Consider the following 20,624-nt stretch of genomic DNA (forward strand, 5'->3'; position numbering starts at 1 on the left):
GGAAGACTTGCTTGCGCGTCTTGCGCGTGCTCAGGTTCAGGGCGAGGCTGGTTTGCTTCATGGATGAGGAGAATGCCAGCGGTGGCTGACAGCTACCAGACAGGCGGGGAGGTTTTGCAGGATTTCCCAAAGGGCCGAACCAATAAGAGGTGGGAAGAAACGGCTCAGCGGATCGCGCCGGGGTCTTTGTGGCGGTACATGTCCTGGTCGGCGTGCTTGAGCAGGCTGGCCGCGTCGCGGCCGTCGCGCGGGTAGAGCGCGTAGCCGATGGAGGCGCCGACGCAGACCTGCTCGCCCTCGGGCACGCCTTGCAGGCGGGTCAGCGGCGGGGCGATCACGGCCTGCAGCTGCTCGCAGGTGGCGCGTGCCTGCGCGTCCTGGCCAATGCCCTGCAGCACGGCGACGAATTCGTCGCCGCCCAGGCGGGCCAGCATGTCGCTGGCGCGCAGGTGGCTGCGCAGGCGCTGGGCCACTTCCTGCAGCGCAAGGTCGCCGTTGTCGTGGCCCCAGCGGTCGTTGAGCGGCTTGAAGCGGTTGAGGTCGATGAACATCAGCGCAAATGGCGCCGGCGGCTGGCCGGCGGGCTCGGGCCGGGTCAGCGTCGCCAGGATGTGCTGCAGTGCGCTGCGGTTGCTCACGCCGGTCAGCGGGTCGGTGAACAGGTTGTGGCGCATGTGGTGGAAGTTGTGCGCCAGCTCGCCGATCTCGTCCTTGCGCCGCAGCGCGATCGGCGTGTCGATCTCGCCCTGGCCGACGCGGCGCACCGCGTGGGTGAGCGTGCGCATGTCCTTGGCCACGCCGCCGAAGATGCGCAGGCCGATGGCCGTGGTCAGCCCCAGCGCCAGCAGCCCCAGCGCGATGGCCAGCACCAGGTCGCGGCGCAGGCCGGCGAGCATGTCGTTGTGCGGCACTGCCACGGCGACGGTCCAGTTCAGGCCCGCATCGTCGCCCAGGCGGCGAAACGCCACCTGGATGGCGCGGCCCTCGGTCTCGATCAGCAGCGGCGCGTGGCTGTCGGCGTGGTCGGCGCCGGCGGTCGTCTGCAGGTGGCGGTAGATGGCGGCCAGCAGCGGGTCGCCGCTGGTGTCGGCCTGGATGCGCTCGGGCCGGCCGCTGCCGTCCAGGCGGATGACGGGCAGGTTGGAGGCGGCGATCAGCGCGCCGCTGGGCTCGATGATCATCGCGCGCGTGCCGCCGGCAATCGGCAGGCGGGCGACGAACTGCTGCAGGGCGTTCAAGAACAGGTCGGTGGCGACCACGCCTTCGAACGCGCCGCTGGGCGAGAGCACGCGGCGCGCGCGCGTGACGACCAGGTCGCGCGCGTTGAAGTCGATGTACACCGGCGTCCAGACCGCCTGCTGCGCCTGGCGCGCGTCCTCGAACCAGGGGCGGGTGCGCGGGTCGAACAGGCCCGGCTCGGTCGACTGCCAGACGGGCTCGCCGGCGATGCCGCGCAGCAGGTAGCGCGTGCGGTGCTGCGCGGCATCGGTCTTCAGGCGCAGCTCGGCCTGCTCGCGCGACAGGCGCAGCATGCCGACGTTCTGGCCGGCCTGGTTGCCGTAGTGCACGTAGTCGCCGCCCTCCTGGCTCAGCGATGTGGCGGCCCACAGGCGCTGGCGCAGCGCGGGCAGTTCGAGTGCGATGTCGGGCCCGGCGGGCAGGCCGGTGGGAAAGGCCACCTCCAGCGCGGTGCCGGCGCGCTGCACGTGCTGCTGCACGGCCAGGCTGGTGCGCTGCACCATCTCGGTCATCAGCTCGTGCGACAGCGCCGAGACGGTCTTGCTGCCGGTCCAGTACCAGACCATGCCAAGCGCCCCGGTGAGCAGCGCCACCAGCGCGACGAAGGGCAGGATGAGCGACAGGCGCAGGGTGTGAAAGCGCTGGGGCGCGGCGTGCGCGGCAGGAGGAGCGGTGGGAGTCATCGGGGGCCAAGCATAGCGTTGGCCGCCGGCGCCACGGCTGGCGGCGCTGTCTATGCGGCGCTGGACAGCGGCGGCAGCTGCGCGCGGTCGGGGTCGCACCAGCCGAAGAAGGCGCAGATCTCGCTGCGCCGTGCCAGGGCGTCGGCGCGGCCCAGCGCCATCAGCTCGTGCGTGAAGCTGGGCTGGAACAGCAGGTAGCTGGCCAGCGCCGCGCTGCGCGGGTCGTCGCTGTGGGCCGCCACGCCCAGCGGCGCCAGCAGCGCGCGCACCGGCGCGGGCAGGCAGGCGACGTGGCGCGCGGCCACCATGTCCAGGCGCTGGGTGGGCGAGATGAGCAGCAGCTCGACCGGGCGCAGCCGGCTTTCGCCCTGCGCCTGCGGGGGCACCAGCGACAGCGTGTGGTTGATGCGGCGCAGGCGCTCGACGTCGACCGACAGCGAGTCGAGAAAAATGCTCGACAGCGTGTGGCCGGCGATTTGCGCCAGCGACGGGTAGCCCTCGCCCAGCGGCGCGGTGGGCGGGTGTGCGGGCTCGTGCATGCGGCTGGCGCCGATCACCAGGACGCGGCTGGCGCCCAGGTGGATGGCTGGCGCGATTGGCGCGGTCTGGCGCATCGAGCCGTCGCCAAAGTATTCGCCGTGTCCGCCCATGTCGATCTCGGCGGCGGGAAAGATGAACGGAATGGCCGATGAGGCCAGCAGGTGCTGGTGTGTGATGCGCTGCTGCACCGCGCGCCGCTGCGAGCGCACCCAGGGCTGCAGGTGGCGGCTGGCGTCGAAGAAGGTGATGTGGTCGCCCGAGCTGTAGCTGGACGCGGTGATGGCCAGTGCGTGCAGGTGGCCGCGCTGCAGCAGCCGCGGCAGGCGCGCCAGCGCGATGGAGCGCGCCAGCAGCTCGGCCAGGGGCGTGTTGTCCAGCAGCGAGCGCGGGCGCGTGTAGCGCCAGCGCGCCAGCACCCAGCCCATCGACAGCAGCGTGAGCCAGCGCGCGCCGCTGCGCAGCATGCTGATGGAGTCGGTGTGGTAGACGTGGTGCGCCTCGAAGTGGCTCCACACGCGCACCATGCGGCGCACCGCGTGGTCGAAGTTGTCGGCGCCGCTGGCCAGCGCCGCGGCGTTGATGGCGCCGGCCGAGGTGCCCGAGTAGATGGGGAAGGGGTTGGGTTCCTTGTGCGCGCCGCAGGCCCGGCGCAGGTCGGCAATCGCTTCGAGCACGCCCACCTGGTAGGCCGCGCGCGCGCCGCCGCCGGTGAGCACCAGCGCGGTGAGGTCGGTGGGCGGAGTGGCGACGGGCGGCAGGGTGGCGAGCATGGGGGCTGCGCTTTCCTTCAGCCGGCGGCCTTGCGCAGGAGCGTGGCCAGCGCGTCGCCTTCGAGCAGCGCCAGGCCCTGCGCGCGGGCGTAGTCGTGCGCCTGCTCGCTGACCTGGCCTTGCAGCACCAGGTACACGCCGCCGTCGGCCTGCCGGCGCTCTATCTCTTGCTGCAGCGCGCGCAGCGGCTGCACGCCGTGGCTGGCGGCCTTGCAGCGGCGCGCGGCCACCAGCAGGGTGCGGCCGCTCGCTTCGGTGATGCGCAGGTCGGCGGCGGCGCTGCCTGCCAGCGGCTCGACCTGGTGGCCTTCGCTTTGCCAGGCGCGCTGCAATTGCTGCGCTAGCGCGCTCCAGGGCTGGGCGGCGGCTTGTTCGAGGGTTTGCTGCACGCGCGCGGCGCTGGGCCTGCGCCACTGGCGCCAGGCGGCAATGCAGCCAATGATGGACAGCGGCAGCGCGCCGACGGCGGCAAAGGGCGCGATGTCGCTTGGCAGCAGCGCATAGCAGCCGGCGACGATGGCGGCAGCCAGCATGAAGCTGATCCACCAGGGTGATCGCAGCAGGACGGCAAAGCCCGAGTTGGGGGCCATTTTCAGTCGCATGGGGTGGTGCTCGGGACGGTCAAAAAATACGGAGCGCGCCGGGTTGGGCGCGCGGTCGATGGTAGCGGCTCGGGAGCGTGGGGGCGAGGGGTGTCGCCCCAGGGTGGGAGCTAGGGCCTGTTAACGCTATTTTTGGCGGTGCGAACATACTCAAAACGGCGTCAATCGAGACGTGCGACGCAGCCCAGACTGGGTGTCTGGGCAAGGAGCGCAACGAAGAGTGGCGCCGTTTTGAGTATGTTCCCTTCGGGTTGCGATCAAAAGGGCCATCGCCGGCGTTGCCAGCCTTGCCAAGGGTGGCACCTTGGCTGCGGCTGGCGCCTTGGCGAGTGGCCCTTTTGATCACAACGCATCCGTCAAAAATAGCGTTAACAGGCCCTAGCGGCGGCCGTGCCGGTTTTCAGCCTGCCATGGCCTGCGCCTGGCTGGCCAGCGCGGCAATGCCGGTGTCCGACAGGTCGGGCGCGGCCAGGCGCTGGCGCGCGCCCCACTGCGTGAAGTTGCGCGCCTGCGAGCGGCCGTAGTGCGGGTCGTAGTGCAGCGCCATCAGCTCGCCGAACAGCGGCGCCAGGTCGCGCGCCGTGGCCCAGGCCTGCCAGCGGCCGATCACCTCTTTGCCGTGCATCTCGGTCAGCGACGCCAGGCGCTGGCACAGCGCGGCGGGGTCGTCGCCCAGGTAGGCGTAGTCGCGCAGCAAAAAGGCCAGGCGCTCGGCGGGCGGGGCGTCCACCTCGATGCAGGGGGCGCCGCGCAGGCGCTGCACCAGCGCCGGCGGCACGCTGATGCGGCCGATGCGCGCGCTCTCGCCCTCGATGAAGACGGGGCGCGCCAGGTCGATGCGCGCCAGCTGCGCGGCCAGCTGGGTCTCGAAGTGTTTTTGCGAGGGCTGGGGCGTGCCCGGCAGCGCGCCCAGCAGCGAGCCCTTGTGGCAGGCCAGCGCCTCCAGGTCCAGCACCTGCGCGCCCTGCGCGGCCAGCGCGTGCAGGATGCGCGTCTTGGCGCTGCCGGTGGCGCCCACCAGCGCGTGCAAGGGCAGCTGGGGTGCCAGTGTGTCGATGCGCTCGATGACGTGGCGGCGGTACGCCTTGTAGCCGCCGGCCAGCTGCTGTGCGTCCCAGCCCACCAGGCGCAGCCACTGCACCATGGAGCCGCTCCTCATGCCGCCGCGCCAGCAGTACACCAGCGGGCGCCAGTTGGCGGGCTTGTCGGCCAGCGGGTCGCGCAGGTGGCGCGCCAGGTTGGCCGCCACCATGGCGCCGCCCACGCGCCGCGCGATGAACGCGCCCTGCTGCTTGTACAGCGTGCCGACCTCGGCGCGCTCGGCGTCGCCCAGCACCGGGCAGTTGATCGCGCCGGGGATGTGATCCTCGGCGAACTCGGCGGGCGAGCGCGCGTCGATCAGCGCGTCAAAGGCATCGCACTGGTCGGGGGTGATGGGGCGGCGTTGGGACACGGCGGCGGTTTCTGGGATGATTTGCGGCTGCGTCGCGCGGCCTGCCAGGATTGCGGGAAAACGCGCATTGTCCCTGTTTTGATTCGAAGCCCCCCGTGATGAGCAACCACACAACAACCGGCGCACCATCCGCCCCGCGCCTGACCTCTCTGTCGCACGGCGGCGGTTGCGGCTGCAAGATCGCGCCCGCCGTGCTCGGCGAGATCCTGCGCCACAGCGGCGGCGCGTCCGTGATTCCTCCCGAGCTGCTGGTGGGCCTGGAGACCGCCGACGACGCGGCTGTCTACCGCCTGAACGAAGCCCAGGCGCTGGTGGCGACGACCGACTTTTTCATGCCCATCGTCGACGACCCGTATGAGTTTGGCCGCATCGCGGCGACCAACGCGCTGTCGGACGTCTACGCCATGGGTGGGCGCCCCATCATGGCGCTGGCACTGGTGGCCATGCCGGTGGCGCGGCTGCCGCTCGATGTCATCGGTGCCATCGTGCGCGGCGGGCAGGACGTGTGCGCCGCCGCCGGCATTCCGATTGCCGGTGGCCACACCATCGACTCGGTCGAGCCCATCTACGGCCTGGTGGCCATGGGCCTGGTGCACCCTGACCGCGTGCGGCGCAACGCCGCCGCGCAGGCGGGCGACGTGCTGGTGCTGGGCAAGCCGCTGGGCGTGGGCGTGTACTCGGCCGCGCTGAAGAAAGAGCAGCTGGGCGACGCGCAGTACCGCGCGATGATCGACGCGACCACGCGGCTGAACACGCCCGGGCCGCTGCTGGCCGAGCTGGACGGCGTGCACGCCATCACCGACGTGACCGGCTTTGGCCTGGCCGGCCACGCGCTGGAGATGGCGCGCGGCAGCGGCGTGCAGGCGGTGATCGACTGGGCGCGCGTGCCGCTGCTGCCGGGCGTGAGCGACCTGGCCGCCGCCGGCATGGTGACCGGCGCCAGCGGGCGCAACTGGGCCAGCTATGGCGAGGGCGTGCAACTGGGCGCCGGGCTGGATGCGCTGGCGCAGGCGCTGCTGACCGATCCGCAGACCTCGGGCGGGCTGCTGGTGTCTTGCAGTCCGGACAGCGTGGAGCAGGTGCTGGAGGTCTTTGCCCGCGAAGGCTTTGCCGATGCCGCAGTCGTTGGCCGCGTGCAGGCGGGCGATGGCCTGCAGGTAGTGGGAGCTTGACGCCATGGGCTTGATGGATGGTGTGCGCAAGTCCCTTGCGGGCGTGTTGGGAAGGCCGGCTGGCCTAGACTCGGGCACGACCTCTTCTTCCAAAACCACAACCGACGGACGACCCAGCATGGCATTGACTCAACAGGCATTGCTGGCCGCACTGGCCAGCGTCAAGGATCCTCTTACCGGCGAGGACTTTGTTGCCAGCGGCGCGTTGCGCAACCTGCAGGTTGCCGGCAGCGACGTGGCGTTCGACGTGGAGCTGGGCTACCCCGCCAAGAGCCTGGTGCCCGCGCTGCGCAGCAGCCTGATTGCAGCGGCCAAGGGCGTCGATGGCGTGGCCAACGTGTCGGTCAACATCACGACCAACATCGCCTCGCACACGGTGCAGCGCGGCGTGCAGATGCTGCCGGGCGTCAAGAACGTGATTGCCGTGGCATCGGGCAAGGGCGGCGTGGGCAAGAGCACGACGGCGGTGAACCTGGCGCTGGCGCTGGCGGCCGAGGGCGCCAACGTCGGCCTGCTGGATGCCGACGTCTATGGCCCCAGCCAACCGATGATGACCGGCACCAGCGGCCAGGTCGAGAGCGTGGACGGCAAGCTGATGGAGCCCAAGCGTGGCCTGGGCCTGCAGGTCAACTCGATTGGTTTTCTCGTCAAGGACGAGCAGGCCATGATCTGGCGCGGCCCGATGGCCAGCCAGGCGCTGGAGCAGCTGATCCGCCAGACGCGCTGGGACAACCTGGACTATCTGGTTGTCGACCTGCCGCCGGGCACCGGAGACATCCAGCTGACGCTGGCGCAAAAAGTGCCGCTGACCGGCGCCGTGATCGTCACCACGCCGCAGGACATTGCGCTGCTGGACGCCAAGAAGGGCATCACAATGTTCCAGAAGGTGAGCGTGCCCATCCTGGGCATCGTCGAGAACATGGCGGTGCACATCTGCAGCAACTGCGGCCATGCCGAGCACATCTTCGGCCAGGAAGGCGGGCGCCGACTGGCCGAGAGCTACCACATGGACTACCTGGGCGCGCTGCCGCTGGCCATGTCGATCCGCGAGCAGGCCGACAGCGGCAAGCCAACGGTGGTGGCCGACCCCGACGGCGACGTGGCGCGCATCTACAAGGACGTGGCGCGCAAGGTGGCGGTGCGCATCGCCCAGCAGTCCACCGAGACTGCGGCGTTCCCGTCGATCAAGATCAGCAAGAGCACCTGAGCAGTGCATTTCCCCCTCCCTCGCTGGGGGAGGGTAGGGTGGGGGCTGGCGACGCATGGGTCTCTCCAGACGTTGCCTCGATTGCCAGCCCCCCGCGCATTCATGGCCGCCGCACGCTGGGCTGCAGCAGCACCACGAGCGCACCGGCGCCGCCTTCGGCCGGGCGTGCCTGCACGAAGGCCAGCACCTCTTTCTTCTGCACCAGCCAACTGAGCACGCGGCCCTTGAGCACTGGTTCGAGCCCGGGTGAGCCCAGCCCCTTGCCATGCACCACGCGCACGCAGCGCAGCCCGGTGCGGTGCGACAGGCGGATGAAGCTGCCCAGCGCCTCGCGCGCCTCGTGCACGCGCAGGCCGTGCAGGTCCAGCTGGCGCTGGATGCTCCAGTGGCCGGCGCGCAGTTTGCGCGTCACATCCAGACCAATGCCGGGGCGCCTGAAGCTCATCTGGTCGTCCACGTCCAGCAGCGTGGCGACGTCGAAGGCGTCGCTCAGGCTCTCGCGCAGCGCCTGCTGCTCGTCTTTCTGGCGCTGCAGCGGCAGCGGCTCGGGCGGCTGGGGCGCGGGCGTGTGGCGCGGCGCCAGGCCCTTGAGCGGCACGACCGGCCCCACCGCGTGGGCGAACAGCTGGCGCCGGGCCTGCTCGCGCTGGAGTTGCTCGCGCAGCAGGCGCTGGCGCTCGGCCTCGCGCGCGGCGGCCTGCTGCAGCGCGTGGCGCAGGCTTTTGAGTTCGGCAAACGAGCGGGCTTTGAATGCGGGTGCGGTCACGGCAGGACGTTTGTAGCGCATCGCCCATGCCCGGGCGGGGGCGGCAGGTATTGCGCGGCAATGAACTGCGTGACCTGGGCGGGGTTGAAGTTGTTGTCGCTGACGAAGACCAGAACGCAGGCGCCGCCGGGCAACGCGGGGCCCCAGGTCATGCCCTCGACGTTGTCGGGCGTGATGCCCAGCGCAGCCAGATCGGCCACCAGCGTCTTGGCCACCGGCCGGTGGTTGCCGGGCGTGAGCGCGGCCAGCGCCTGCGTGTCGCTGCCGCTGCGCGGGTCGATGCGGTAGACGCGCGCGCCAAAGCCGCGGCCCGCGCCGTAGCTGCGTTCGAGCACCAAGAGGTGGTCGTCGCCGTCGGCGAGGATGTCGCTGACCCCGTTGACTTGCGGGCCGGGCAGCAGGCGCGGGCGCCAGACCGCGTCGAGCGGATAGGCAATCTGGCGCAGCACGCGCGCGCTCTCCAGGTCGATGGCGGTGATGCGCACCGGCGCGCCGCCCGAGTGCGCGTCGGCCCGCTCGCCGTCCTGGTGCCAGGGCAGCTCCATGGCCAGCCAGAGGCTGCGTCCGTCGCCAGACAGCGCAATGCCCTCCAGCGTCCCGTTGCCGCGCGGGCCGTAGGGTGGGTCGCCGTCCTTGGGCGGCGCAAAGCTGGCGGGCAGCGCGATATTGCGCACGAAGCGCCCGTCGCTGCGCTGCACGCGCAGCTGCGGCGCGAAGCCGCGGCCGAAGTCGCCCTCGCTGGTCCACGCAAAGGTGGAGGTGCCGGGCAGCCAGCGCAGCGCCTCGGCGTCGGGGCGGTCCATGCCGGCCTGCGGGCGCCACCAGGGCGCGTAGGGCGCGCCGCTGTCGTGCTGCAGTGTTTGCACGCTGGTGAATTGCGGCATCTCAAGCCGGCCCTCGTCGTAGCGGATGCGGGCGCTGTAGAGGCGCGCCGGGCCGTCGCTGCCGCGGTCGTCGCTGATCATCCAGTAGCGGTCGCTGGCCGGGTCGTAGTCGATGCCAGACAGCCCGCCAACCGTGGTGCCGCCGTAGCCGAAGCCAGTGGGCACCGTGGCCGTGCCGATCAGCCGCAGCTGCGGCGCCAGCGCCGCGGCGGGCGCCGAAGGGGGCGGCGCCGAGGGCAGGGTGCAGCCGGCCAGCGCCAGCAGCAGCGCGGCCAGATGGGATGCGCGGGCGGCGGAAAAAGCAGAGGGCGAACGCATGGGCGGCGAGTGTAGGCGCGCACCCTCTCTTTCTTCCAGGACGGGGTCTACCGTTTGGAACCGGCGGACGGCGCCCGTGGCCGTGCGCGTCGTCCGGCCCGCGGGTGGTGATCTTCTGCTTGTCGAACGCGTTGTCGAGCCTGGCGTAGATCGCCACGGCCCTGCGCCTGCGCATGGCGGCCGGGTGTCATTCCATTTCCATATCAACCGATTACTTTGTCGGCTTCGCTTGTCGTGCTGCAGCACTGTCTGCGCTTCACCTTCGCGTACTCGATCGATATAGAAATGGAATCAGGCGCGCAGCCGCTCGGGCGCCGCCATGCGCCGGCGCAGGGCCTCGGGCGCGTCCCAGTACTGAAGCTGCCCGCCCGACAGGCTGCCTATGCGATCGGCGATGGCGAGCGCCTCGGCCTGGTTGTGCGTCACCAGGATGGCGGTGTGGCCGGTTGAGCGCAGGATGTCGCGCACCTCCGCGGCCAGGTGCTCGCGCGTGTCGGTGTCGAGGTTGGAGAACGGCTCGTCGAGCAGCAGCAGCTCCGGCGAGGGAGCCAGGGCGCGCGCCAGCGCCACGCGCTGCTGCTGGCCGCCGGAGAGTTCATGCGGATAGCTGTCCCCGGCCTTGGCCAGGCCCACCATCTCCAGTAGCTCAGCCACGCGGGCCGCGCGTTCTGCGTGGCTGTGGCGGCGCAGGCCGAAGCCGATGTTGGCCGCCACGTTCATATGTGGGAACAGCGCGTAGTCCTGGAACATCATGCCCACGCGGCGCAGCTCCGGAGCGACCTGCTGGCGCGGGGATGAGAGCACCTGCCCGTCGAGCAGGATACGCCCCGCGCGCACCGGCTCGAAGCCCGCGATGGCGCGCAGCACGGTCGATTTGCCGCAGCCCGACGCGCCCAGCAGGCAGCCGATGTGGCCGCGCGCGAGGTGCAGGCACAGGCCGTCGGCGACGGTGCGCAGGCCGCGCGGGGTGTCGTAGGCGAGATGGATGTGATCCAGTTCCAGCAGGGGGTTCACGCTCGAATGACTCCTGAATTCATAGCTGCTTGTGCTTTGCCAGTAGGCGCTAGAGGCCGATTTGGCTTGTATTTTTTGCAGGCTGACCCATGCCGGTGCGCGCCAGCAGGATAACCGGCAGCAGTCCGGCCACGACGATGGCCAGCGCCGCCACGGCCCCTTCCTCGTAAGTGCCACGCGCCGCCTCTGCGTACAGCCATGTTGCCAGGGTGTCGAAATTCAGCGGGCGCAGCAGCAAGGTGGCCGGCAGCTCCTTCATCGTGTCCACGAACACCAGCAGCGCGCTGGCCGCGAGCGCCGGCTTGAGCAGCGGCAGGTGCACGCGCCGCAGCGTGCCAGCCGGCCCCTCGCCCAGCAGCCGCGACGCCTGCTCCAGCGAGGGTGGAATGCGCGTCAATCCCGCTTCGATGCTGCCCGCCGGTATTGCCACGAAGCGGATCACATAGGCGATCACCAGCGCCGCCGTCGTGCCCATCAGCAACAGCCCGGAATGGCCGAGCACCTGCCCCAGTGCACGGTCGGCCAGCAGCAGCGGTGTGAGCAGGCCGATGGCCAGAACCGTGCCGGGCACCGCATACCCCAGGCTGGCGGCGCGTACGCATATGCGCGGCAGGCTGGGGCGCGCGCTCTCGCGCAGCGCGCGCCCCGCCCAGGCCAGCATCAGGCCGCAGGCCACGGCGAGCAGCGTGGCGGTGGCGGCGACCAGCAGGGTGTTGCCCAGGGCGCGCAACAACTGGCTGGATACGCCGCCCATTTGGTTCAGGCGTTTGAATGTCTGCGCCGCCAGGTAGGCCGTGGGCACCACGAAGCCCAGTACCACCGGCACCGCACCCAGCAGCAGAGCGGCCCATGCAGCCGCGCCGCGCAGCCGGCGCGGCTGCATGGGCCGCATGCGCTGCGTGTTGGCGAAACGCTGGCGCCTGCGGGCATGGCGCTCCAGCGCGATCAGGCCGACCACGATGCACAGCATGGCCAGCGCAATCTGCGCAGCGCCGCCCAGATCCGAGCGGGTGATCCAGGTGGTGTAGACCGCCACGGTGAGCGTCTGCACGCCCAGGAATTCCGACGCGCCGATGTCGTTGAGTGTTTCCAGCAGGGCCAGGCTCATGCCTACGGCAATGGCCGGGCGGGCCAGCGGCAGGGCGACCTCGCGGAACACCTCGGCGCGGCTGGCGCCCAGCGTACGGGCGGCTTCGAGCAGACTGGCGGCCTGGCTCATGAACATCACCCGCGTGGTCAGATAGACATAGGGGTAGAGCACGAAGCCGAGTACGAAGACCGCACCCTGGAGCGAGCGCAGGTCGGGCAGGCGGAATTGGCGCGGACTGTCGTAGCCCAGCAGCGCGCGCAGGGCGGTCTGCACCGGGCCGATGGGATGCAGCAGGTCGAGGTAGGCGAACGCCACGATATAGGTCGGCACTGCCAGCGGCAGCAGCAAGGCCCAGGCAAGCACGCCGCGCCCTGGAAAGTCGTAGACCGTCACCAGCCAGGCGCTCCCCGTGCCCAGAAACGCCACCAGCACGCCCGTGCCCAACAGCAGCAAGGCGGTGTTGCGCAGCGCCTGCGGCAGCACATAGTCCATCAAGTGCGACCAATGCGACGCATCGGCCAGCAGCGCGTGCCCGGTCAGCACCAGCACGGGCAGCAGCACCAGCAGTGCGACCGCAACCGCGCCGGGCAGTGCGACCGGGCTGTTGGTTCTCGGCACCTGTTTACTGGTCGAAGCCCACCTTGTCCACGAGCTGGCTGGCCTGCTTGCGGTGCTTGGCGATCTCGGCGACGGACAGAGCGTCCACTTTCAGCGGTCCCATGGCGGAGATGACCAGGTCTTGCGGCACGTTCGGGCGGATGGGGTATTCGTAGTTGGCGCGGGCATACAGCGTCTGGGCCGGTTCGGACACCAGGTATTCGAGCAGCGTGACGGCGTTGTTCCTGTTCGGTGCGTACTTGGCCACGGCCGCGCCGGAGATGTTGACGTGCGTGCCTCCCGTCCTGGCGAACGTCGGGCGGATGGCCTTGATGCCGTCGCCCCATTTGCGCGCGTCGGTGCCAGGGGCGGCGTTCTTCATGTGCCCGACGTAGTATGAATTGGCGATACCGATGTCGCAGATGCCGCCCAGAATGTCGCGCGCCACGTCGCGGTCGCCGCCCGTGGCCTTGCGCGCCAGGTTGGCCTTGACGCCGCGCAGCCAGAGCTCGGTCTCGGCCTCGCCGTCGTTGGCTATTTTTGCGGCGATCAGCGCGGTGTTGTAAGGGTGCTGTCCGGCGCGGATGCAGACCTTGCCCTTCCACTTCGGGTCGGCCAGTTCCTCATAGGTGAAGCTGGTGATGGGAAGGTCTTTTTCAGCGTACAGCACCCGGTCGCGCAGCGACAGCGTGAACCAGTGGCCCTGTGCATCGCGCAGATTGGCGGGCAGTACCGATTCCAGCGTGTCCGACTGCACCGACTGCGTCACGCCGCCATCCACCAGATCGATGAGGTTGCCAATGTCCACCGTCATCAGCACGTCGGCGGGTGAGCGCGCGCCTTCGGCCTTCACACGCTCAAGCAGCCCGTCCTTGACGAACACGGTGTTGACCTTGATGTCGCCGTGCTCCTTGGAGAAGGCGTCAATCAGCGGCTGGATCAGCGCGGGCTCGCGCGTGGTGTAGAGGTTGACCTCCCCAGCGGCAAGGGCGGAGCTTGCCAGAGAGGCAGCGGCTGCCCAGAGGGCGAGGCGGGCAAAGGAATGGGCGACGGATTTCATGAAAGGCATCCAGCAAAGAGGAATCGCATGAACATATGCCAGCCACGGGGCGTGGCGATGGACGGGTGATTATCAATGGAGATTCATTCGCATTCGCATTGCCCTTGGGTGCACATCGGTTTCCGTCATCTTTCTGTCATTTTCCGGGGGCGCTGAATGGTCTGTGTGATGGAGTGCGCTCCGGTGTGGTTTTTTGGGATGGGAGGCCCAAACCGCAGTCGTGGCGGGAATTTGCAGCGTCGCAGACCGCGCGCAATAGGGACGTAGGGCGCGCAAGGGATTGGTTCGGCGTCGCACTAGGGCCTGTTAACGCTATTTTTGGCGGTGCGAACATACTCAAAACGGCGTCAATCGAGACGTGCGACGCAGCCCAGACTGGGTGTCTGGGCAAGGAGCGCAACGAAGAGTGGCGCCGTTTTGAGTATGTTCCCTTCGGGTTGCGATCAAAAGGGCCATCGCCGGCGTTGCCAGCCTTGCCAAGGGTGGCACCTTGGCTGCGGCTGGCGCCTTGGCGAGTGGCCCTTTTGATCACAACGCATCCGTCAAAAATAGCGTTAACAGGCCCTAAACCAATCCCTGCTCGGCCATCGACAGCGCGGCCCCGGGCGCGACGATGACGTGGTCGAGCACGCGCACGTCCACCAGCGCCAGCGCGGCCTTGAGCGTCTGCGTCAGCGTCTCGTCGGCGCGGCTGGGCGTGACGCTGCCGCTGGGGTGGTTGTGCGCCAGGATGACGGCCGCCGCCTGGTGGTGCAACGCGCGCAGCACCACTTCGCGCGGGTAGACCGAGGTTTGCGTGAGCGTGCCGCGAAACAGTTCTTCGAGCGCGATCAGCCGGTGCTGGCTGTCCAGGAACAGCACGGCAAACACCTCGTGGGCGCGCGCGGCAAGGTGCAGCTGCAGGTAGTGGCGCACGGTCTCGGGGTTGTCGAGCACGGTGCGCTCGCGCAACTGCTCGGCGGTGGCGCGTCGCGCCAGCTCCATCACCGCCAGCAGCTCGGCGCGCTTGGCCGGGCCCAGGCCCTTGATGCGCTTGAGGTCGTCGCCGCTGGCTTGCAGCAGCCCGGCCACGCCGCCAAAGCCGTTGCCCTTGGGCGGCGGCGCCGACAGCAGCTCTTGAGCCAACTGCAGCACGCCCTTGCCTGCCATGCCGGTGCGCAGCAGCAGCGCCAGCAGCTCGGCGTCCGCCAGGGCGGCGGGGCCGCGCGCGAGCAGCTTCTCGCGCGGTTGGGCGTCGGCGGGCAGGTCTTTGAGCGGCATGGGCTTTACCCGGTTTCCTACAATGGCGGCAGTTTATCCACCCCTTTGCTTGCAATGACCATGACTTCAGCCGCAGCCGTGCCCACCGTGGAGCCAGGCGCCTTCTTGACCCTGCACTACCGCCTGGCCGGCGCCGAGGGCGACGTGGTCAGCACCTTTGGCGGCAAGCCTGCGACGCTGACCGTTGGCTCGGGCTGGTTGTCGCCGGCGCTGGAGCAGCGCCTGCTGGGCCTGGCCGAGGGCGAGCGCGCAACGTTTGAGCTGGCCGCCGGCGAGGCGTTTGGCGAGCGCAACCCCGAGATGCTGCAGTGGGTCACGCGCAAGTTGCTGGACGAGGTGGGCGACCCCGACGAGCGGTACGCAGTGGGCGAGGTGGTGCAGTTTCCCGCGCCCGAGGGCAATGGCCAGTACGCCGGCGCGGTGGCCGAGGTGCGCGACGACGGCGCGGTGCGCTTTGACTTCAATCACCCGCTGGCCGGGCGCGCGGTCACCTTCGAGGTGCAGATCGTCGGCATTCTGTGACCATGGACAAGCGCAAGAAAATCATCCTGGCCGAGCCGCGCGGTTTTTGCGCCGGCGTGGATCGGGCGATCGAGATCGTCGAGCGTGCGCTGGCCAAGTTCGGCCCGCCCATCTACGTGCGCCACGAGATCGTGCACAACACCTACGTGGTCAGCGACCTGAAGGCCAAGGGCGCGATCTTCATCGAAGACCTGGCCGACGTACCGCCGGGCGCGACGCTGATCTTCTCGGCCCACGGCGTCAGCCGCGCGGTGCAGGATGAGGCGCGCGCGCGCGGCTTTTCCATCTTCGACGCCACCTGCCCGCTGGTGACCAAGGTGCACGTCGAGGTGGCCAAGCTGGCCAAGGAGGGCTATGAGTTCATCATGATCGGCCACAAGGGGCACCCCGAGGTCGAGGGCACGATGGGGCAGCTGGACGTGGGCATCTACCTGGTCGAGACCGTCGAGGACGTGGCCCGCGTACAGCCGGCGCAGACCGAGAAGCTGGCCGTCGTCACGCAGACCACCTTGAGCGTGGATGACGCGGCCGAGATCACTGCCGCGGTGCGCGCGCGCTTTCCGCAGGTACGCGAGCCCAAGCAGCAGGACATCTGCTACGCCACGCAGAACCGCCAGGACGCGGTCAAGCTGCTCAGCGGCCAGGTGGACGTGGTCATCGTCGTGGGCAGCCCCACCAGCTCCAACAGCAACCGCCTGCGCGAGCTGGCCGAGCGCAGCGGCCGCCAGGCCTACATGGTCGACAGTGCCGACGAGGTGCGCGCCGAGTGGTTTGCCGGCAAGACGCGCGTGGGGCTGACGGCCGGCGCGTCGGCGCCCGAGGTGTTGGTGCAGGCGGTGATCGCGCGCATCCAGCAGCTGAGCACCATCGACGTGCAGACCATGCGGGGCTTGAAGGAGACGGTGAAGTTTCCGCTGCCCAAGGGGCTGAAGCTGGCGCACGAGGCGCAGGCAGCAGAGGCGTCGCCCGAGCCTGCACCCGCGACGCCCACGGTCACGGCCGGTTGAGCGCGCGGCGCATGCCGCGACCGTGCGGGTTGAGCCGGGCGCGGGACTGGGTGCAAATCCGGGTGCGCGAGCGGTCAATACGCGCACAATGCAAGCCTTCATACAATTGCCGCTGATCCACACCCCGGGAGCGTTTCGGGCTCCCCGCCTATGGAAGTTGCCATACTTTTTGCCCTGATCGTGCTCAATGGCCTGTTCGCCATGTCCGAGCTGGCGCTGGTCTCCGCGCGCAGGGCACGCCTGCAGAAACTCATCGACGAGGGCGACAGCGGTGCCATCGCCGCGGCCAAGCTGGGCGAAGACCCCACGCGCTTTCTCTCCACCATCCAGATCGGCATCACCTCGATCGGCGTGCTCAACGGCATCGTCGGCGAAGCGGCGCTGGCCAAGCCGTTGGGCGACTGGTTTCTGCAGCTGGGCATTCCTGCGCCCACTGCGGGCTATGTGGCCACCGGCCTGGTGGTGATGCTGATCACGTATTTCTCCATCGTCGTCGGCGAGCTGGTGCCCAAGCGCCTGGGCCAGAGCTATCCCGAGGCGCTGGCGCGCGTGGTGGCGCGCCCGATCAACTGGCTGGCGCGCGCCACCACGCCTTTCGTCAAGCTGCTGTCGCTGTCCACCGAGGCGCTGCTGCGCCTGCTGGGCGTGAGCGGCGTCAAGGTCAACGCGGTGACCGAGGACGAGATCCACGCCGTGCTGGCCGAGGGCACGAGCGCGGGTGTGATCGAGTCGCAGGAGCACCAGATGGTGCGCAACGTGTTTCGCCTGGACGAGCGCCAGATCGGCTCGCTGATGGTGCCGCGCGCGGACGTGGTGTGCCTGGACGTGTTGGCTTCGTTCGACGAGAACCTGCAGCGCATCGAGGCGTCGGATCATGCACGCTTTCCGGTGGTGCGCGTCGGCATGGAGAACATCCTGGGCGTGGTCAACGCGCGCCACTGGCTGGCGCAGGCGGTACGCAACGAGGCCTCGCGCGAGCTGTCGGCGCTGCCTTTGCAGCCGGCGCTGTACGTGCCCGAGACGATCAACGGCATGGAACTGCTCGACGAATTCCGCCAGTCCAGCGTGCAGATGGCCTTCGTCATCGACGAGTACGGCGAGGTGCAGGGCATCGTCACGCTGCAGGACCTGGTCGAGGCGATCACCGGCGAGTTCACCTCGCACGACCCTGACGACGCCTGGGCGGTGCAGCGCGAGGATGGCAGCTGGCTGCTGGACGGCCACATCCCGGTTCCCGAGCTCAAGGATTGCCTGCAGCTGGCCAGCGTTCCCGACGAGGACAAGGGCCGCTACCAGACGCTTAGCGGCATGCTGATGCTGCTCACCGGCAAGATGCCTGCGGTGACCGACACCGTGCAGTGGCAGGGCTGGCAGCTGGAGGTGGTCGACATGGACGGCAAGACCATCGACAAGGTGCTGGCCACGCGCATGCCCGACGACACCATCATCACGCCCGATTCGATCACGTCCGACACGCCGTGACGGCGCACGGGCTACGCCTGTGCGGGCGCGGGGCCGCTCCACAGATCCAGCGGCGGCTCGGCCGCCACCGCGTGCAGGATGTCGTTGCGCGAGACGAAGCCCTGCAGCCGCCCGTCCGCGTCGGTCACCGGCAGCCCGGGCAGGTCGGTGTCCAGCAGCACGCGGGCGACGCGGCGCAGCGCTGTGTCGGCGCTTACCGTCGGCACGGGGCTGATCATGACCTGCGAGACCGGCCTGCGCGCCAGCGCAATCGCCTCGCGGATCGCGCCGGGTGCGGGCAGCAGGTCCAGCGGGGCCATGTCGGCGCGCAGCAGCAGACCGATGACTCGGCCCGCGTCGCTCACCACCGGCATCTGCGCCACGTCCAGGTCGGCCATGCGCTGCCAGGCGTCATTGACGAGGATGTCGGGCGCCATGGTCAGCGGCATGTGGGTCATCACGTCGCTCACCCGTGTCAGCGGTTGGCGCGGCTCGGCCGGGCCCAACTCGGTCTGCGCATAGGCGGAGACCGCCTGTAGCGCCTGCATGGACGGCGCGGGTACGCCGGAGCGGGCATCGCGCGCCGGTATTTGCGTGTGCGCCGGCGTCTCGGCCTGGGGTGCCGGCGCACGGGTGCGCAGCGCCTGCGGGCGCTGCACGCGGCGCACGGCCGCCACCTGGGTCAGCCGGTCTCCGCCGCCGCGGTACATCTGCCCCATCGGGCCGAATACGAAAAACATTGCTTGCCTCCCGTCCTGCCAAGGCCCGTGCGCAGTGCGCCAGCGCCAGCGCCAGGGTCAGCACACTTGTGTCCTGAATTGGAAATTCGCTGAACAAATTCCCCGAATATCGGCGCCATGCGGCGTTGCAAATCCTCGCCATAGCTACGGCTATGGCTGCGGTTTGCGTCTAGCCTGGCACCGATCTCGGTCAATTTGTTTCTTCACCGAACTTCCAACTCAGGACACTAAAATTGTCCACCATGCTAGACATTCTCCTGCTTCGCAAAGACCTCGCGTCGGCACTGACCCGGCTGCAGACGCGCAAAAACCCGCAACCCTTTCTGGACGTCGACGCCTTCCAGGCGCTGGAGGCCGAGCGCAAGACGCTGCAAACGCGCACCGAGGCGCTGCAGGCGCAGCGCAACCAGCTGTCCAAGCAGATCGGCCAGTTGATGGGCAAGGGCGAGAAAGACGCCGCCGAGGCGGCCAAGGCGCAGGTCGCGGCGCTCAAGGACGAACTCGACGGCTCCAGCGTGCGCCTGGAGCAGATCCAGGACGAGCTGCAGGCCATGCTGGCCGCCGTGCCCAACCTGCCGCACGAGAGCGTGCCGGTCGGCGCGGACGAGGCCGACAACGTCGAGCTGCGCCGCTGGGGCCAGCCGCGCAGCTTTGACTTCGAGGTGCGCGACCACGTCGACCTGGGTGCGCCGCTGGGGCTGGACTTCGACGCCGGGGCCAAGCTCACCGGTGCGCGCTTCACCGTGATGAAGGGCCAGATCGCCCGTCTGCACCGCGCGCTGGCGCAGTTCATGCTGGATGTGCAGACTGGCGAGCATGGCTACACCGAGTGCTACGTGCCCTACATCGTCAACGCCGACAGTCTCAAGGGCACGGGCCAGCTGCCCAAGTTTGGCGGCGACCTGTTTGCCGCGCAAAAAGGCGGCCAGGACGCCGAGCCGGTGCCCGACACCGCCCAGCTATACCTGATTCCGACCAGCGAGGTGCCGCTCACCAACCTGGTGCGCGACGTGGTGCTGCAGCACGGCGAACTGCCGCTCAGGCTCACCGCGCACACGCCGTGCTTTCGCTCCGAGGCGGGCAGCTACGGACGCGACACGCGCGGCATGATCCGCCAGCACCAGTTCGACAAGGTCGAGATGGTGCAGATCGTCCAGCCCGAGCACAGCTACGAGGCGCTCGAAGAAATGACGGGCCACGCCGAGGCCATTTTGCAAAAACTCGGCCTGCCGTACCGCGTGGTGGCGCTGTGCACCGGTGACATGGGCTTTGGCGCCGCCAAGACCTACGACCTGGAGGTCTGGCTGCCGGCGCAGAGCACTTTTCGCGAGATCAGCTCGGTCAGCAACTGCGAGGCCTTCCAGGCGCGGCGCATGCAGGCGCGCTTCAAGAATGCCCAGGGCAAGAACGAACTGGTGCACACGCTCAACGGCTCGGGTGTCGCCGTCGGCCGTGCGCTGGTCGCGGTGATGGAGAACTACCAGAACGCCGACGGCTCCATCACCGTCCCCGAAGCGCTGCGCCCCTACATGGGCGGCTGCGAACTGCTAAAGCCATGAAAAATACCTGCTAGAATCGCGGGCTTCGATCGACAGGAGAGGTGGCAGAGTGGTCGAATGTACCTGACTCGAAATCAGGCGTACGTGCAAGCGTACCGTGGGTTCGAATCCCACCCTCTCCGCCAATGCAAAAGCCCGGATGGTGAACCATCCGGGCTTTTTGCATTCAATTCGGCGCATCCATGGCGAAGTACGTCCCGCTTTTCGGCGGAGGTCATCAATCCCTGAAAGATGAGGGCTTGCTGCGGCTCACTTCTGAATGCGGATGCGGATACGGTTCACCTGCCGGCCATGGGTGCGCAGGTGGGCTTCGAACGCGGGCAGCAGCTGCCGAACCTTGGCGGCGGCCGCGTTGCTGCTGACCAGCAGGCACCAGCAATCGCCCTCGATCGGGCCGGCCTGTACCGCGGCGCGCAGCATCGGCGGCATCAATGGGGTGATCGATCGCAGTCGTTCGCTGGACTCGCGGGTGAGCGCCATCAGCTGCGCGAGCATGGGCGACTCCTGGCTGGCTTGCTGCAAAGGGATGGCGTGGTGGCGGCGGGTCATGGGGCGTGGTGGCTGGAAGCGGTGGCGGCGTCCGTGCCAATTGTGCAGCGTCTGGCGGGCGCTTTGGCGGGGGCGGCTTGATGCCTGCTCGAAAGCCGGGGTGTTGCACGACGTTAAAATGCGCCGGTTGT

The 20,624-nt window shown here is 69.1% G+C and carries 18 protein-coding genes and 1 tRNA gene; 7 read left to right on the top strand and 12 right to left on the bottom strand.

Going from position 1 to position 20,624, the window contains the following annotated elements; translation table 11 throughout:
- Window positions 1-164 precede the first annotated feature (164 nt).
- The 4 genes from ABD767_RS11085 to mnmH all read right to left on the bottom strand — a co-directional run bounded on the left by ABD767_RS11085 (window position 165) and on the right by mnmH (window position 5,287).
- The gene (locus ABD767_RS11085) at window positions 165-1,922 is read right to left on the bottom strand and encodes a diguanylate cyclase domain-containing protein (RefSeq protein WP_344869677.1); all 1,758 of its coding nucleotides are present in this window, start codon (window positions 1,920-1,922) and stop codon (window positions 165-167) included.
- A 50-nt stretch (window positions 1,923-1,972) separates the two neighbouring features.
- Window positions 1,973-3,232 carry a patatin-like phospholipase family protein gene (locus ABD767_RS11090; RefSeq protein ID WP_344869678.1) on the bottom strand — a complete coding sequence of 420 codons (1,260 nt, stop codon included), beginning with the start codon at window positions 3,230-3,232 and terminating at the stop codon, window positions 1,973-1,975.
- 17 nt (window positions 3,233-3,249) lie between these two features.
- Complete coding sequence (locus ABD767_RS11095; protein ID WP_425549917.1) at window positions 3,250-3,822, bottom strand: restriction endonuclease; 573 nt, start codon at window positions 3,820-3,822, stop codon at window positions 3,250-3,252.
- A 412-nt stretch (window positions 3,823-4,234) separates the two neighbouring features.
- Window positions 4,235-5,287 carry a tRNA 2-selenouridine(34) synthase MnmH gene (gene mnmH / locus ABD767_RS11100; protein WP_344869680.1) on the bottom strand — a complete coding sequence of 351 codons (1,053 nt, stop codon included), beginning with the start codon at window positions 5,285-5,287 and terminating at the stop codon, window positions 4,235-4,237.
- Window positions 5,288-5,385: 98 nt separating this feature from the next.
- Here mnmH and selD point away from each other — a divergent pair, with 98 nt between their 5' ends.
- Both selD and apbC read left to right on the top strand, forming a co-directional pair.
- Window positions 5,386-6,459, top strand: a complete 1,074-nt coding sequence (gene selD, locus ABD767_RS11105) for a selenide, water dikinase SelD (RefSeq protein WP_103046580.1) — start codon at window positions 5,386-5,388, stop codon at window positions 6,457-6,459.
- Window positions 6,460-6,577: 118 nt separating this feature from the next.
- Window positions 6,578-7,666: an iron-sulfur cluster carrier protein ApbC gene (apbC, locus tag ABD767_RS11110; protein WP_103046579.1), complete on the top strand. Its 1,089-nt coding sequence runs from the start codon at window positions 6,578-6,580 to the stop codon at window positions 7,664-7,666.
- 100 nt (window positions 7,667-7,766) lie between these two features.
- On the opposite strand, the gene ABD767_RS11115 is transcribed toward apbC, so the two are convergent.
- From ABD767_RS11115 to radC, 6 genes are all read right to left on the bottom strand, one after another.
- Entirely contained in the window at window positions 7,767-8,453 is a 687-nt protein-coding gene (locus ABD767_RS11115; protein ID WP_103046578.1) for a Smr/MutS family protein, read from the bottom strand.
- Complete coding sequence (locus tag ABD767_RS11120; protein WP_103046577.1) at window positions 8,429-9,634, bottom strand: esterase-like activity of phytase family protein; 1,206 nt, start codon at window positions 9,632-9,634, stop codon at window positions 8,429-8,431. Before ABD767_RS11120 ends, ABD767_RS11115 begins: the two co-directional genes overlap by 25 nt.
- A gap of 291 nt (window positions 9,635-9,925) precedes the next feature.
- Window positions 9,926-10,648 (bottom strand): ABC transporter ATP-binding protein, encoded by a 723-nt coding sequence (locus tag ABD767_RS11125; RefSeq protein ID WP_344869681.1) that lies wholly within the window; start codon window positions 10,646-10,648, stop codon window positions 9,926-9,928.
- Window positions 10,649-10,697: 49 nt separating this feature from the next.
- The gene (locus ABD767_RS11130) at window positions 10,698-12,356 is read right to left on the bottom strand and encodes an ABC transporter permease (protein WP_344869682.1); all 1,659 of its coding nucleotides are present in this window, start codon (window positions 12,354-12,356) and stop codon (window positions 10,698-10,700) included.
- 4 nt (window positions 12,357-12,360) lie between these two features.
- Complete coding sequence (locus ABD767_RS11135; protein ID WP_344869683.1) at window positions 12,361-13,395, bottom strand: Fe(3+) ABC transporter substrate-binding protein; 1,035 nt, start codon at window positions 13,393-13,395, stop codon at window positions 12,361-12,363.
- A 564-nt stretch (window positions 13,396-13,959) separates the two neighbouring features.
- Window positions 13,960-14,655, bottom strand: a complete 696-nt coding sequence (gene radC, locus ABD767_RS11140) for a RadC family protein (RefSeq protein ID WP_103044452.1) — start codon at window positions 14,653-14,655, stop codon at window positions 13,960-13,962.
- Between the two features lie 60 nt (window positions 14,656-14,715).
- Between radC and ABD767_RS11145 the strand changes: the two genes are divergently transcribed.
- From ABD767_RS11145 to ABD767_RS11155, 3 genes are all read left to right on the top strand, one after another.
- On the top strand, window positions 14,716-15,177 hold the full coding sequence (locus ABD767_RS11145; protein ID WP_103044457.1) for an FKBP-type peptidyl-prolyl cis-trans isomerase: 462 nt from the start codon (window positions 14,716-14,718) through the stop codon (window positions 15,175-15,177).
- A 2-nt stretch (window positions 15,178-15,179) separates the two neighbouring features.
- The gene (gene ispH, locus ABD767_RS11150) at window positions 15,180-16,184 is read left to right on the top strand and encodes a 4-hydroxy-3-methylbut-2-enyl diphosphate reductase (RefSeq protein ID WP_103044451.1); all 1,005 of its coding nucleotides are present in this window, start codon (window positions 15,180-15,182) and stop codon (window positions 16,182-16,184) included.
- Window positions 16,185-16,334: 150 nt separating this feature from the next.
- The gene (locus tag ABD767_RS11155; protein WP_103044450.1) at window positions 16,335-17,666 is read left to right on the top strand and encodes a CNNM domain-containing protein; all 1,332 of its coding nucleotides are present in this window, start codon (window positions 16,335-16,337) and stop codon (window positions 17,664-17,666) included.
- A gap of 11 nt (window positions 17,667-17,677) precedes the next feature.
- Here ABD767_RS11155 and ABD767_RS11160 read toward each other — a convergent pair whose 3' ends face one another.
- Complete coding sequence (locus ABD767_RS11160) at window positions 17,678-18,385, bottom strand: CBS domain-containing protein (protein ID WP_103044449.1); 708 nt, start codon at window positions 18,383-18,385, stop codon at window positions 17,678-17,680.
- Between the two features lie 242 nt (window positions 18,386-18,627).
- Here ABD767_RS11160 and serS point away from each other — a divergent pair, with 242 nt between their 5' ends.
- On the top strand, window positions 18,628-19,944 hold the full coding sequence (gene serS, locus ABD767_RS11165; RefSeq protein ID WP_103044456.1) for a serine--tRNA ligase: 1,317 nt from the start codon (window positions 18,628-18,630) through the stop codon (window positions 19,942-19,944).
- A gap of 35 nt (window positions 19,945-19,979) precedes the next feature.
- Window positions 19,980-20,069, top strand: a tRNA-Ser gene (locus tag ABD767_RS11170).
- A gap of 124 nt (window positions 20,070-20,193) precedes the next feature.
- Here the strand turns inward: ABD767_RS11170 and ABD767_RS11175 are convergent.
- On the bottom strand, window positions 20,194-20,493 hold the full coding sequence (locus ABD767_RS11175; protein ID WP_103044448.1) for a hypothetical protein: 300 nt from the start codon (window positions 20,491-20,493) through the stop codon (window positions 20,194-20,196).
- Window positions 20,494-20,624 lie beyond the last annotated feature (131 nt).

The organism is Comamonas faecalis, assembly GCF_039538025.1.
Taxonomy (GTDB): domain Bacteria; phylum Pseudomonadota; class Gammaproteobacteria; order Burkholderiales; family Burkholderiaceae_C; genus Comamonas_C; species Comamonas_C faecalis.

What these genes read in the sequence shown, in the direction of transcription:
- ABD767_RS11085 (WP_344869677.1), bottom strand. Translation starts at nt 1,922, where the DNA reads ATGACTCCCACCGCTCCTCCTGCCGCGCACGCCGCGCCCCAGCGCTTT.
- ABD767_RS11090 (WP_344869678.1), bottom strand. Translation starts at nt 3,232, where the DNA reads ATGCTCGCCACCCTGCCGCCCGTCGCCACTCCGCCCACCGACCTCACC.
- ABD767_RS11095 (WP_425549917.1), bottom strand. Translation starts at nt 3,822, where the DNA reads ATGGCCCCCAACTCGGGCTTTGCCGTCCTGCTGCGATCACCCTGGTGG.
- selD (WP_103046580.1), top strand. Translation starts at nt 5,386, where the DNA reads ATGAGCAACCACACAACAACCGGCGCACCATCCGCCCCGCGCCTGACC.
- apbC (WP_103046579.1), top strand. Translation starts at nt 6,578, where the DNA reads ATGGCATTGACTCAACAGGCATTGCTGGCCGCACTGGCCAGCGTCAAG.
- ABD767_RS11115 (WP_103046578.1), bottom strand. Translation starts at nt 8,453, where the DNA reads ATGCGCTACAAACGTCCTGCCGTGACCGCACCCGCATTCAAAGCCCGC.
- ABD767_RS11120 (WP_103046577.1), bottom strand. Translation starts at nt 9,634, where the DNA reads ATGCGTTCGCCCTCTGCTTTTTCCGCCGCCCGCGCATCCCATCTGGCC.
- ABD767_RS11135 (WP_344869683.1), bottom strand. Translation starts at nt 13,395, where the DNA reads ATGAAATCCGTCGCCCATTCCTTTGCCCGCCTCGCCCTCTGGGCAGCC.
- radC (WP_103044452.1), bottom strand. Translation starts at nt 14,655, where the DNA reads ATGCCGCTCAAAGACCTGCCCGCCGACGCCCAACCGCGCGAGAAGCTG.
- ABD767_RS11145 (WP_103044457.1), top strand. Translation starts at nt 14,716, where the DNA reads ATGACTTCAGCCGCAGCCGTGCCCACCGTGGAGCCAGGCGCCTTCTTG.
- ispH (WP_103044451.1), top strand. Translation starts at nt 15,180, where the DNA reads ATGGACAAGCGCAAGAAAATCATCCTGGCCGAGCCGCGCGGTTTTTGC.
- ABD767_RS11155 (WP_103044450.1), top strand. Translation starts at nt 16,335, where the DNA reads ATGGAAGTTGCCATACTTTTTGCCCTGATCGTGCTCAATGGCCTGTTC.
- ABD767_RS11160 (WP_103044449.1), bottom strand. Translation starts at nt 18,385, where the DNA reads ATGTTTTTCGTATTCGGCCCGATGGGGCAGATGTACCGCGGCGGCGGA.
- serS (WP_103044456.1), top strand. Translation starts at nt 18,628, where the DNA reads ATGCTAGACATTCTCCTGCTTCGCAAAGACCTCGCGTCGGCACTGACC.
- ABD767_RS11175 (WP_103044448.1), bottom strand. Translation starts at nt 20,493, where the DNA reads ATGACCCGCCGCCACCACGCCATCCCTTTGCAGCAAGCCAGCCAGGAG.